This is a genomic window from Sulfuricurvum sp., from assembly GCF_031427015.1.
Taxonomy (GTDB): Bacteria; Campylobacterota; Campylobacteria; order Campylobacterales; family Sulfurimonadaceae; genus Sulfuricurvum.
In genome coordinates, this window is sequence record NZ_JASJOW010000003.1 from 395,922 (window position 1) to 409,186 (window position 13,265).

At 44.4% G+C, this 13,265-nt stretch carries 9 protein-coding genes; 8 read left to right on the plus strand and 1 reads right to left on the minus strand.

The window, feature by feature from the left end; translation table 11 throughout:
- Positions 1 to 14 precede the first annotated feature (14 nt).
- From RMO68_RS07260 to glgP, 7 genes are read left to right on the plus strand one after another with little or no spacing between them, the layout of a single operon-like run.
- Positions 15 to 2,069, plus strand: a complete 2,055-nt coding sequence (locus RMO68_RS07260) for an alpha-amylase/4-alpha-glucanotransferase domain-containing protein (RefSeq protein WP_310440059.1) — start codon at positions 15 to 17, stop codon at positions 2,067 to 2,069.
- Positions 2,062 to 3,087: a UTP--glucose-1-phosphate uridylyltransferase gene (locus RMO68_RS07265; protein WP_310440060.1), complete on the plus strand. Its 1,026-nt coding sequence runs from the start codon at positions 2,062 to 2,064 to the stop codon at positions 3,085 to 3,087. The genes RMO68_RS07260 and RMO68_RS07265 overlap by 8 nt, the downstream gene beginning before the upstream one ends.
- Positions 3,080 to 4,501, plus strand: a complete 1,422-nt coding sequence (locus tag RMO68_RS07270) for a glycogen/starch synthase (RefSeq protein ID WP_310440061.1) — start codon at positions 3,080 to 3,082, stop codon at positions 4,499 to 4,501. Before RMO68_RS07265 ends, RMO68_RS07270 begins: the two co-directional genes overlap by 8 nt.
- The gene (locus RMO68_RS07275; protein WP_310440062.1) at positions 4,498 to 5,340 is read left to right on the plus strand and encodes an ROK family protein; all 843 of its coding nucleotides are present in this window, start codon (positions 4,498 to 4,500) and stop codon (positions 5,338 to 5,340) included. The genes RMO68_RS07270 and RMO68_RS07275 overlap by 4 nt, the downstream gene beginning before the upstream one ends.
- Positions 5,333 to 6,811 (plus strand): glycogen synthase GlgA, encoded by a 1,479-nt coding sequence (glgA, locus tag RMO68_RS07280; protein ID WP_310440063.1) that lies wholly within the window; start codon positions 5,333 to 5,335, stop codon positions 6,809 to 6,811. The genes RMO68_RS07275 and glgA overlap by 8 nt, the downstream gene beginning before the upstream one ends.
- The gene (gene glgB, locus RMO68_RS07285) at positions 6,808 to 8,745 is read left to right on the plus strand and encodes a 1,4-alpha-glucan branching protein GlgB (RefSeq protein WP_310440064.1); all 1,938 of its coding nucleotides are present in this window, start codon (positions 6,808 to 6,810) and stop codon (positions 8,743 to 8,745) included. The genes glgA and glgB overlap by 4 nt, the downstream gene beginning before the upstream one ends.
- 41 nt (positions 8,746 to 8,786) lie before the next feature.
- Positions 8,787 to 10,430, plus strand: a complete 1,644-nt coding sequence (gene glgP / locus RMO68_RS07290; RefSeq protein ID WP_310440065.1) for an alpha-glucan family phosphorylase — start codon at positions 8,787 to 8,789, stop codon at positions 10,428 to 10,430.
- A gap of 11 nt (positions 10,431 to 10,441) precedes the next feature.
- Here glgP and RMO68_RS07295 read toward each other — a convergent pair whose 3' ends face one another.
- A complete protein-coding gene (locus tag RMO68_RS07295; protein ID WP_310440066.1) occupies positions 10,442 to 11,887 on the minus strand; it encodes a pyruvate kinase in 1,446 nt (481 codons plus the stop codon).
- A gap of 163 nt (positions 11,888 to 12,050) precedes the next feature.
- On the opposite strand from RMO68_RS07295, the gene RMO68_RS07300 reads away from it, so the two are divergent.
- Positions 12,051 to 13,259, plus strand: coding sequence for a phosphoglycerate kinase (locus RMO68_RS07300; protein WP_310440067.1), 1,209 nt, complete (start codon positions 12,051 to 12,053; stop codon positions 13,257 to 13,259).
- Positions 13,260 to 13,265: the final 6 nt, after the last annotated feature.

A 13,265-nucleotide genomic window follows, 5' to 3' on the forward strand; every position in this document is an offset into this window, starting at 1 on the left:
GAAAAGGAAGAGAGATGTCTAAAACTACACTACTGTTTGGGATACATATGCATCAGCCGGTCGATAATTTCGGCTGGGTAATCGATCATGCGATTGAGGTATGCTACAAACCTTTTTTTGAGGTGATGAGCCGTTACCCCTCGTTTCGTTTTAGTGTTCATTGCAGCGGATGGCTGATGGAGCAGATCGAAGAGCGTGATCCTAAGCTCTACAAACAGATTCAAAAACTTTCCAAATCGGGAAGTATCGAGTTTTTCAGTGCGGGGTATTACGAACCGATCTTGAGCGTTATCCCCTCACGTGATCGCGTTGAACAAATCAAAAAACTTAATCACTCTATTTCGGATCGGTTTAACCAGCATCCCAAGGGGTTATGGCTCACCGAGCGGGTATGGGAATCTTCTCTTATTCCTGATTTGGCAGAGGGGGGGATTGAGTATACGGTAATGGACGATTACCATTTCCAATGTGCAGGATTCGATGAAGCACTACTGGATGGGTATTATCTCAGCGAAGAGGGGGGCGTTGCTATCGCTCTTTTTCCAATCAGCAAAAAACTTCGCTATGCACTGCCGTTTTTGAGTGTCGAGAAAGCATTAGAGGCTATCAAAAGCTATACGCGTGAGAAAAACTCTGCGGCGATTATCTTCGATGATGCCGAAAAATTCGGGATGTGGCCGGGAACCCATGCGTGGGTCTATGAAAAGCGATGGCTGGAAAAATTTGTCGAAGCGGTATTGGCCGATGAGACCATCGAAACATCCCATTTCGGAGAGTATAAAAGAGAGGAAAAACCGCGCGGGATCGCCTATTTGCCAAACGTATCGTATTACGAGATGGGGGAGTGGAGTCTGCGCGCCGAGGATGCGCACGCTCTCGAAACGTTCAAAGCGGAGATGGGGTTTGATCGGTATGAACGCGAGGGGGTAAAATTCCTCAAAGGGGGAATTTGGAAGAATTTTTTCGTCAAATATCCCGAAAGCAACCGTATCCACAAACGGATGCTTGAACTCTCTGCGCTCAGAGAGAAGATAGGGCGTGAAGATTTTGACACCGCACTTTTTAAACTCCAAACCAACGATTCACTATGGCATGGAGTATTCGGCGGACTCTATTTGCCCAATCTGAGAGATACTTCCTACCGCTACCTCATCGAATGTGAGAATATTCGCTACGGTGCAACCCGTATTATCGAATCATACAATAATGAGTTGGACGGATATGAGAAGATAAAAGCGGTAACGCCTGAGCTGATTTGGAGATTTGACAGCGCTTTCGGAGGACAGTTGGTAGAACTGGATGTACGCGATCAATGTTTTAACTATCAAAATACGTTAACCCGCCGTGAAGAAGCGTATCATCAGCGGGTGTTAGAACCTTTGTGCCATGAGGGGCAAGGCAATGAAGAAACAGCGGCGACGGAAGAGGGGATAGATACGATTCATACCGCAATGGTACAAATCGATGACTCTTTGCGTGATGCGATCATTTATGATTGGTATCTTAAAAACTCATTTATCGATCATATCAGTGATGAACGTTTCAGATGCGTGAATTTTCGCCATTGCAACTTTCCGGAGTACGGTGATTTTGCGAATCAGCCGTTTGAAACGGATTATAATCAGAACAAAGTCCTATTTTCACGGCGCGGAGGTCTTTATTTCCCCGAAAAAGTCGAAGCATTTTTAACCAAAGAGTACACTTTTAGCGGAAATTGTCTCAACTTCTCGATAAAGTTCGAGAGTGAGACCGTGCGAAGTTTGCTCTATTGTTTAGAATATAATTTCCATTTTTCCGATACGGACGCGGTGAAAATTAATGCTAGGACGATCGAAGAGGAGGGGGAGATACTATTGTGCGACTCTCTTATTCTTAGTGACACCGTTTTAGGGAAAGAGATAGCGATCACCCTCAATCAGCCTTGCCGTATTAATTATTTTAAACTCAAAACCCTTTCCCAAAGCGAACAAGGATTCGATCTCAGTGTACAGGGTATCAGTTTGGCGATAGCGCATCGTTTTGAGGGTTCGTTTGCCCTTAATGGATCATTGGAGATACGCAATGTCTGAGATTCGCTATGACCGTTTGCACGATGTACATGTCGTCATAGCACCGGAGAGGCTCCATCATCCCGATGAAACCGAGTCATCTCTCAATAAAGTTGCCAAAGAGCCGTATTCCAGCGAACCGTGCCCTTTTTGTGAGAAAAATGAGTCGATGACCCCTCCGGAAATCTATGCCATACGGCGTGAGGGGAGTTTTCCAAACGAGAGCGGCTGGCAGACCCGTGTGGTTCCCAATCTGTTTAAAGCGGTTCAGATCGAAACTCCGCTCCATCACCATTTTGGAATGTTCGAGTATTGGGAAGGATTCGGTGCTCATGAAGTCATCATCGATACCCCTCGACATACTACGTCGATGTGTGAATGGAGTGAAGAGGATGCGATTGCGTGGCTAAAAACGTTGAGCCAACGGGTTGGAGATTTGCGCAGAGATCATCGGATAACGTATATTTCGCTCTTTAAAAACGAGGGGAAAAATGCCGGTGCGACAATGGCTCACTGCCATACGCAACTCATCGCATTGCCTTTGATTCCAAAATCGCAAAATGAGTTATATCGCCGATTGTTAGAGCATTTTCAAACAAACGGACATCCGTTGATGGAATCGATCCTCTCGCATGAAGAAGAGACTCAGAGCCGTATCATCGAGAAGAGGGGTGGATTTAGTGCCTATTGTCCTTATGCAAGCGGTTATCCGTTTGAAGTGATACTCAGTTCACTCCATGAACGAGGCGATATCGATACTTTAAAAGAGGAGCAGATAGGAGAGATTGCCGCACTTCTTATCTCTACTCTGCAACGGTTAAAACGGCAATTGGGGGTGTTCCATTTTAATCTTTGGATATCTACCCCTTCGTTGATTCCTAACGAGGGGATCGATTCTGTCGATGTCGACCGTTTTGCAATCCGAATTATGCCGCGCCTCTATCGTCACGGCGGATTTGAGCAGACGAGCGGCATCTTGATCAATCCGGTCACGCCGGAATTGGCGGCAAAATTATTACGGGAGAAGAGTCATGAATAAAAAACCTCTACTGTTCGCATCCAGCGAAGTTTACCCTTTTGTCAAGACGGGAGGATTGGCCGATGTTTCCCATTCGCTTCCCAAAGCGTTGGGAGAGACGTATGAGGTTTGTGTTGTACTGCCTCTTTATCAATCGATTGATCGAAAACGTTTTAACATCAAACTGATGGAGTCGTTTGAAGTGATAATGGGGGGAATCACCTACGCGGTTGAACTGCACGGAACGCGATATGAGGATGGAGAGTATCGCTTCTTCTATCTACCTTTGTTATGTGATCGAGAATTTTTGTACGGCCCTCCGGAGTGCGGATATGAGGATAATGCTCTTCGTTTTGCCCTTTTTTCTTATGCTGTTACCGAAATGCTTCGACGGGAGAGTTACTGCGTTGCTCATCTCAATGATTGGCAGTGTGCTTTGGTCGCGCTGTTGGTCAAAGAAGATCCCACAATCTCTACGAAAACACTCTATACTATTCATAATCTTGCTTATCAGGGGGTATTTGATCCTCACGTATTGCCTCAGATCGGAATTGATGAGCGCTACTACACGATGGAGGCTCTGGAGTTTTATAATCAAGTAAACTTTATGAAAGCCGGAATCGTCTATGCGGATGCGATAACGACGGTGAGCCCTACCTACGCCAAAGAGATTTTAACCCCCGAATTCGGATGCGGTTTGGAGGGATTTTTACAGCTTCATCGCCGTAAACTGCACGGTATTCTTAACGGGATTGATTCAGAGCACTTTTCACCTGTAAAGGATAAAGCATTGGTTGAGTGTTATGAGCATCCCAAAGGGAAAAAAGCTTCCAAAATCGATATCCTAAAACATTTCGGACTTAAAGGTGGCACGAAACCGCTCTTTGTCTTTATCGGCCGTTTTGCCCACCAAAAAGGGATTGACCTCTTAATCGAAACGTTGCCGAAGATGGCCGAGTTAGAGTGTAACATCGCCTTACTCGGAGAGGGTGATGAAGCGTATCATACGGTACTTCAGAGTATTGCTGAGGATTACCGTAATATCTCCCTTACGTATGGCTACGATGAGTCGTTATCGAGACGAATGTATGCGGCGGCGGATTTTTTGGTGATGCCCTCGCTTTTCGAGCCGTGCGGTCTCAATCAAATGATCGCATTTGCTTATGGCGCCGTTCCTATTGTCAGCCGAGTGGGAGGGTTAGTCGATACGGTAAAAAAATACGAATCGTTTGATACGGAGAGTCGATCAGGATTTGGCGTATTCATTACTACACCGACGTCCAAATCGCTCTTATCGGCGGTGAAAAAAGGGTGTGAACTCTATACGGAGAAAAAACGCTTTGAAACGATTGCCAATCACAATATGCAATGTGATTTTTCATGGAGTGAGAGTGCCAAAGCGTATATCAAAATCTATACGAGACTGATGAAGTGAAAAAACTCTTTATCGATATCGGAGGGACACATCTACGCAGTGAAGTGTGCAGCGATAATGAGATAATCAAAGAATCGGTTTCTTCTAATGATACGGGGTTGCTCTTCTATATCGATCAACAAATGAAACTGCATCCTAGCATCGACTTTATCGGTATTTCGTATGCGGGTCAGGTAGATAAGGGGGTCATAATCTCGGCTCCTAATATTAATATTGATAAATATGAAATCACTTCGGAAGTAAAACAGCGCTACGGTATCGCTTTGGAGATCGATAATGATCTCAACTGTGCCTTGCGTGCCGAAGCGGCGTATTGGAAATCGTCTAATATTGCGGCACTCTACATTGGAACGGGGATCGGTGCGGCGGTAATCGATCAGGGAATATTGATAAAAGGGAATGCCAATATGGCATTTGAGATAGGGCATATCCCCTACCGCGAAACACCACTTGTTTGCGGATGCGGACGAAATAATTGTGTTGAGCTCTATGCCTCCGGTTCGGGAATGGCCAAATGGCTTCGCCATTACGGAAGCCGTTTGGAGCCTGTATTGTCGCAATTAAAAATCGGATCGGACAGAAATGAGCGCTTGATCGTATCTGAGTTTGAAGAAGCGTTACTTCATGCCGCAGGGGTATTGGTGACGTTAGCTAACCCTGAGATTTTGGTATTAGGGGGAGGGGTAATAGAACAAAATCCCTATTTGGCTACACTGTTGCGAGAAAAGTTACGACACTATGCCCTTTCACCTGCATTGCAAGGGTTACGAATCGAGATAAGTGTATTGGAAAATGCTCCTTTGATGGGAGCCAAATTATTGGAGAGACATCATGGATAAATTAAATATTTTAATCGCCGCATCAGAGGTAGTCCCTTATGCTAAAAGCGGCGGTTTAGCCGATGTTGTCGGAGCATTGCCCAAAGCACTTAGGAAACTCGGACATGATGTGCGCATTGTTATGCCGCGCTACTATATCGTTGATCGTGAAAAATACGGATTGAGATTTTTGGAGGGAGGCCTCGGTGTTCCGATGGGGGCTATGGGAGAGATATGGGGAGGGGTGTATGAGGGGTTACTTCCCGGCACCGATATTCCCGTCTATTTTATCGACCATGAGGGATTTTTCGGACGGGGCGGATTGTATGAGGAGAACGGCTACAGTTATATTGACAATGACAACCGCTTTCTCTTCTTTTCGCGCGCGGTGATGCAACTGGCCAAAAAAATTCGCTTTCATCCCGATGTGATCCACGCAAACGATTGGCATACCGCAGCGATCCCTATAATGCTTAATACCCACTATGCCTATGATGGCGATTTCGCCTATACGGGATCGCTTCTAACCATCCATAATCTCCAACATCAGGGTCGATTTTACAAAGGAGCGATGGAGATTTTGGATATCGGATGGGACCATTTCAATGCCAATGAGATTGAAGAGTATGACGGGATTAATCTCCTCAAAGGGGGGATCGTCCATGCCGACGTTATCAGTACGGTGAGTCGTAAATACGCTCAGGAGATACGGACGGCGGAATTTGGATGGGGGATGGAGCATTTGATTGATCGCAATGCGTATAAACTGCACGGTATCCTCAACGGTGTCGATTATGAGGAGTGGAGTCCGAGTATTGATCCGTTCATTGCTCAAACGTTTGATACGGAGTCGATGGAGGGGAAAAAAGTTTGTAAAAAAGCTTTGCAAGAGCGTTTTGGTCTTCCGCAACGTGATGAGGTTCCTGTGATCGGATTGGTGGGGAGACTGGTAGAGCAAAAAGGGATTGAGTTGATTGCCCATGCAATCCATGCACTGATGCATATGGAGATACAGATTGTCCTTCTCGGCGCAGGGGAGAAGTGGGCAGAGCATTTCTTTAGCGATATTGCAGGACGTTACCCTCAGAAATTCGGATGTTATATAGGGTATCGCAACGATCTGGCACATGCCATCGAAGCGGGGAGCGATCTGTTTTTGATGCCCTCACTCTTTGAACCGTGCGGGTTGAATCAAATTTATTCGCTCCGCTATGGAACTCTCCCTATTGTTCGTGCAACGGGGGGACTCGATGATACGATTGAAAACTATCATAATGACTCTCAACACGGAACGGGATTCAAATTTTACGATGCGACACCCGATGCGCTGATCAATACGGTGGGATGGGCAGTTTACACATGGTACAATGACCCAAAAGGTTTTCAACAAATGCAGCGTAACGCAATGGAGCGACGGTTTGATTGGGACGGTGCGGCAAAAGAGTATGAAGCCCTCTATACGAGAATTAAATTAGGGAGAAGAGGAGAATGAGTATCCAACATCACCCCATAACGTATACGCTCTCACGGCTGAGCGAGCTGGACGTCTATTTATTTAAACAAGGGACGCATACCAAGCTCTACAATAAATTGGGATCTCACCCTATGGAGCATCAGGGGGTTCGAGGAATCTATTTTGCGCTCTGGGCACCTAATGCGGCGTATGTCAGTGTAAGAGGCGATTTTAACAACTACAGTACCGACTCTCACCCTCTTGTATTGCGTACAGATGAATCAGGGATATGGGAAGGATTTATAGAGGGGGTAGAGGAGGGGATTACCTACAAATACCATATCGTCTCGAAGTTTCACAATATCGTTCATGATAAAAGTGACCCGTTCGGGTTTTATGCGGAAGAACCTCCCAAATCGGCATCACGTGTATGGAGTTTAGAAGCATATCCATGGGGTGATCGCGAATGGATGAGTGAGCGTCACCGCCATAATGCCCATAATGCTCCTATCAGTGTTTATGAGATGCATGTAGGCTCTTGGAGACGTAAAGTGGAAGAGGATAACCGTTTTCTCACCTACCGAGAACTTGCGGTTGAATTGGTGGCGTATCTAAAAGAGATGAACTATACCCATGTCGAGTTTATGCCTTTGAGCGAATATCCCTATTTTGGATCATGGGGGTATCAAGTCGTAGGGTATTTTGCGGCAACCGCACGTTTTGGAACACCGCAGGATTTGATGTACCTGATCGATACCCTGCACCAAAACGGTATCGGTGTGATTATGGATTGGGTACCGTCGCATTTCGCGGTGGACATGCACGGGTTGATTAACTTTGATGGAACCGCACTCTATGAACACGATGATCCGCGTCAAGGGTACCATCCCGAATGGGGAAGTATCATCTTCAACTATGGACGTAATGAGGTACAATCTTTCTTAATCAGCTCGGCGATGTTTTGGTGTGATTATTATCATATAGACGGTATTCGTGTCGATGCGGTCGCTTCAATGCTCTATCTTAATTATGCTCGCGAAGAAGGGGAGTGGATTCCCAACAAATACGGGGGGAATGAAAACTTGGAAGCGATTGAGTTTTTGAAAAAACTCAATGTCAGCCTCTATGGAGAATTTTCCGATATTGTGATGATAGCCGAAGAGTCAACCGCGTATCCGATGGTAACGCGTCCCGTCGATGTCGGAGGGCTCGGTTTCGGGTTTAAATGGAACATGGGGTGGATGCACGATTCGCTCAAATACATGAGTTTTGATCCGATTTATCGCCAGCATCACCATCATCAGCTCACCTTTAGCATGTGGTACGGATTTGATGAGAATTTTATGCTCCCGCTGAGTCATGATGAGGTCGTCCACATGAAAGGTTCCCTGATCAATAAAATGCCGGGGGATACCAATCAAAAATTCGCCCATCTCAGAGCGCTATTTGCTTATATGATGGGGCATCCGGGTAAAAAACTTCTCTTTATGGGGGGAGAAATCGCCCAGTTTGCGGAGTGGAATTTTGAGCGCTCGCTTGATTGGCATCTACTCGATTTCCCTCTTCATCGCGGGCTACAAAAAATGGTCTCCGACCTCAACGCCCTTTATGCACAAGAGCCTGCTTTGCATCTGTATGATGAGAAGCGTGAGGGATTTGAGTGGATTGATGATCGTGACTACTCCCATAATTGCATCAGTTTTATCCGTAAAAGTGATAATCCGCTGGAAAATATCTATGTGGTATGCAATTTTTCGGATGAGACACGGAATGATTTCCCGATAGGTATTCCGAATGAGGGGGAATATGTGGAGATTTTTAACTCACACTCTTCTAATTATGAGGGGTGGAATATCGGAAATACAGGGGTATTACACTCGGTGCAATATCCGATGCACGGACGAGAACATACACTAAGAGTGACCCTTCCGCCGCTTGGCGTACTTTACCTAAAGCAAATCGTTAAGGATTAGTAGGGAATAATGATGAGAATAATGATAGTAAAGAAGCAAAAATGATTTTACACGATTACGAATACGACTCGAAATATGCAAAAAGCGTCGCTTATTTTTCAATGGAATTTGCGATTCATCAAGGGCTTAAAACCTATTCGGGCGGCCTTGGTTTCTTATCGGGTTCACATATGCGAAGTGCGTATGATCTACGTCAGAATATTGTAGGTGTCGGTATTTTATGGAGCTTTGGCTATTACGATCAGACACGCAGTCCCGATCGGAGTCTCAAAGCCGAATTTGTTCGTAAACATTACTACTTTCTCAAAGATTTGGGAATACAGGCAACCGTGATGATCCATTCGCAGGAAGTGCATATTAAAGCTTTTTATCTGTCGCCTGATATTTTCGGATCAGCTCCTTTGATTCTCCTCTCAACCGATATCCCCGAAAATGATTTTTTAGCGCGGACGATTACCCATAAACTCTATGATGCGAACGAAGAGACCCGAATTTCTCAAGAGATCGTTTTAGGGATCGGCGGGGTGAAAGTTCTCGAAGCGCTTAAGCAAAAAATTGACATTTATCACATGAATGAGGGACATGCATTACCGCTTGTATTTGAACTGTATGCAAAATATCGTGATATGGAAGAGGTAAAAAAACGGGTGGTATTTACGACACATACCCCTGAAGACGCGGGAAATGAACAGCATAATATTGATCTTCTCCATAAATTCGGATTTTTTAACGGGTTAGATTTGGAGACGGTTCGCTCCATTATGCTGATGGAAAACGATCATGATTTTAATCTTACCGTAGGTGCGCTGCGTGCTTCCAAAATCACCAATGGAGTATCAAAATTTCATGGCGAAGTGGCAAATCGTATGTGGCAAGATTGTGAGGGGCGATCTGAAATCATCTACATTACCAATGCACAAAATCGCCGTTTTTGGACAGACAAAGCCCTCTTGGCCGCATTGGATGACCACGAAGATTACCAAATAATCAGTCGAAAAAAACATCTTAAACAGTCATTATTTACCGTTGTTGCCGATCAAACCGGAAAAATGTTTAATCCTGACGTGTTGACGATTGTGTGGGCGCGACGTTTTGCCGAATACAAACGCCCGGGACTTATCAAACACGATTTTGCCCGATTTAAAAAACTCCTTGAACGCAAAGATAAACCGATTCAAATCATCTGGGCAGGAAAACCTTATCCGTTTGATACCAATGCGATCAATGTGTTTAACGAATTGATTCATATCAGCCACGATTATCCGAATATGGCGGTTTTGGTCGGGTATGAGCTTGACCTCTCCAGAATGCTCAAAAAAGGGTCTGATTTATGGCTGAACACACCGCGTGTATCACGAGAAGCGAGCGGAACGAGCGGTATGACGGCGAGTATGAACGGCTCTATCCATTTATCCACCGATGACGGTTGGCACCCTGAATTTGCAAAACATACGATCAACTCTTTTACCATTCCGCCGATTGACCACAACTGTCCGATTGAAGATCAGGATGAAGCGGATAATAAAAATATGATGGATATGCTTGAAAATGAGATTATTCCGATGTATTACGACAAACCTGAGCAATGGACGCAAATTATGAAGAATGCCATGTCAGACGTTATCCCGGCCTTTGATTCAGGCCGTATGGCACATGAGTATTATGTAAAAATGTATAGCTACTGAATCCAAGTGGGCTATTTCCACTGAAAGCTTGGGTTATAGAGCAACTTATTTTTACGGAAGATAAGATCCATCTGTTTCAAAATAGTCGTGAGGATGGTGATGGTCTCTAGGGCATATTCCCCTTTGTTGAGCATAATACACTCTGCTTTATGGGCAAATGCGACATCGGATATTTCAGCGCGGCTTGGGATGTTGGTTTTCATTTTATTTTCCAACACTTGGGTCGCCAAAATCACCGGCATATGCGCTGCAGTACAAAGATCAAGAATCTCTTCTTGCATGTAGGCTAAGTTTTCAAATCCTATCTCGATTGCCAAATCTCCCCGTGCTATCATAATCCCCGAATTACCGTATCGTATTAGCGCTTCGAGGATACGGGGTAAATTTTCAACCCCTTTTTTTGTTTCGATTTTAGCAACAATACCGATCGATCCTTTTTTCCCCAATAGATCTAATTGTTCGATCAAGTCATCAATATCTTCAGGCGTTTGTGCGAAAGAAATTCCGATGATATCGGCATATTCGCAGATATGCGGCAAAACTTCTTTGTCATGGTCGCAGATCGCATGGATCGCTATATCGCTGTTTGGAAAATTGATCCCTTTTTCATCTTTTAACGAAACTCCCTTTTCACTTCGGGTTAAAACACGGCATAGAATATCTTCGCCGAGTATTTCATCAATGACCATTTCAATCTTTCCATCATCGACGAACACCGTATCATTGATATTGACTAAGCTTCCCAGTTTCTCCAGTGTGCATCCGATGATTGCATCGTAGTGTTTTGATTTTTCCTCATGAAGCGGTTGATGGGAGGATCGGATCAAAACACGCTCTCCGTACAAGAGTTTGATTTTTTTTGATTTTCCCGTTTTTTTGGACTTTTTCAGAACCGTTCTGATTTTAGGACCGGCGAGGTCGACATAGATCTTTAAATCTTTATCCTCGCATCGGGCATCTTTGATCGATTGAGCCATTTGATTCCATGCCTCTGGAGCATCATGAGCGGTATTGATGCGAAAAAGGTGTACTCCCTCATTAGAGAGATTGCTAAACCACGCTTTATCTTTTGTAAAATCGGAAGGGACGGTGATCATGATTTTAGTTTTGTCGTTGGAGGTAGAAAATATTTCGGCGTTTTTATCCATAATCGCATGGGAAGCTTCATAGCTTAATCGGGGTTTTGGAAGATGCAGCTCCTTTTTAAGAGCAAGCGCCAGCATCTCTAACGCTACATTGATACTTGCTTCCATATGAGCTTGTGATCGACCGAAAGAGGATAATCCGACTTTGGTTAAATCATCTTGCAGCTGTGAAAAATCATATTTACGGAGGTTGAGATAATGTTTCATATTGAGTAGAGAGATATCTGTTATCTCAGGATCGATTTCAAAAGACATTTTTTCTTTCAGATCCGATAATTTAGTAAATAACTTTGTTAACAAAGTATTTTTCATTGCTCTTCCTTGTTTTTGGACTCTATTGCTCTAATAGTACGATAAAAAGATTACAAGTGTGTAGTGATTTTTTAAGTTCAAGTTATTCTAGTGTAATATACAGGTAACCGCATTGGACTATATTAGCGCTATATACCTATGCAACCCAAAGAAAAGGGAATCTATGATCAGTAACATTATCACGATGAGCGGTGTGAAGAGTCTTAAAGATATCGAGATTGAGGGGAAGAAAATTCTCATACGGGTAGATTTCAACGTCCCGATGGACGGTCAGTTCAATATTTCTGACGACAGCCGTATCCGTGCGGCGCTTCCGACCATCAACTATTGTATCGATCACAAAGCGTGTTCGATTACCCTTGTAAGCCATTTGGGACAACCGAAGGGGGGATATGATGAGCGTTTTAGCCTCCGCCATATTCAAAAGCGCTTAGAGCGTTTATTGGAGAAAAAGATCGAGTTTATCGATAATCTCGAAACTCTCAAAGAAGAAAATACCCACTGTTCCATTGAGCGGATTTTCTTACTCGAAAATATCCGTTTTTTTGAGGGGGAGAAAAAAAATGACCCTGTGTTTTGTCAACAATTAGCCGATTTATGTGATGTTTACGTCAACGACGCGTTCGGAACCTCGCATCGCAAAGACGCATCGACCTACGGGATCGCTGATTACGCCAAGATCAAAGTAGCGGGTTTTTTAATGATGCGGGAGATCGAAGCATTTACTAAAGCGCTTGAAAAACCGATTCGTCCGATTGCACTCGTGGTCGGAGGCTCTAAAATCTCCTCCAAAATAACGCTGCTGACCTCTGTTATGCCGAAAATCGATAAACTCATTATCGGCGGCGCGATGAGCAATACGTTCTTGAAAGCGCTCGGTTACGACATGAAAGCCTCATTGGTAGAAGATGATTTCGTCCAAGTGGCGAAAGAGGTACTGAGTGAAGCCAAGGCGAAAGGGGTAAAAGTCTATTTACCCGTTGATGTCGTCACGACCGATTCGATCGAACATCCCGTTGATGTAAAGATTACCCCCGTTCAAGACGTATTGGATGGCTTTCATGCCGTAGACATAGGGCCCGCAACGCTCAAACTTTTTTCAGAAGCGATTGAACTCTCTAACACGATTATTTGGAACGGACCGATGGGAATCTATGAGATTAATCAATTCTCAAAAGGGACGTATAAACTCGCTTCTATCATTGCGGATAGCTATGCGTTTAGTATTGTCGGAGGGGGAGATACCGCTGATGCAGTTGAAAAAGCGGGTGAAAAAGAGAAATTTAGTTTTATCTCTACCGGCGGAGGGGCGAGTTTGGAACTTTTGGAGGGGAAAATTCTCCCCGGATTTGAAAAGCTTGATCGTAAATAAAGAGAG

What these genes read in the sequence shown, in the direction of transcription:
- glgA (WP_310440063.1), top strand. Translation starts at nt 5,333, where the DNA reads ATGGATAAATTAAATATTTTAATCGCCGCATCAGAGGTAGTCCCTTAT.
- RMO68_RS07265 (WP_310440060.1), top strand. Translation starts at nt 2,062, where the DNA reads ATGTCTGAGATTCGCTATGACCGTTTGCACGATGTACATGTCGTCATA.
- RMO68_RS07300 (WP_310440067.1), top strand. Translation starts at nt 12,051, where the DNA reads ATGATCAGTAACATTATCACGATGAGCGGTGTGAAGAGTCTTAAAGAT.
- RMO68_RS07270 (WP_310440061.1), top strand. Translation starts at nt 3,080, where the DNA reads ATGAATAAAAAACCTCTACTGTTCGCATCCAGCGAAGTTTACCCTTTT.
- glgP (WP_310440065.1), top strand. Translation starts at nt 8,787, where the DNA reads ATGATTTTACACGATTACGAATACGACTCGAAATATGCAAAAAGCGTC.
- glgB (WP_310440064.1), top strand. Translation starts at nt 6,808, where the DNA reads ATGAGTATCCAACATCACCCCATAACGTATACGCTCTCACGGCTGAGC.
- RMO68_RS07295 (WP_310440066.1), bottom strand. Translation starts at nt 11,887, where the DNA reads ATGAAAAATACTTTGTTAACAAAGTTATTTACTAAATTATCGGATCTG.
- RMO68_RS07260 (WP_310440059.1), top strand. Translation starts at nt 15, where the DNA reads ATGTCTAAAACTACACTACTGTTTGGGATACATATGCATCAGCCGGTC.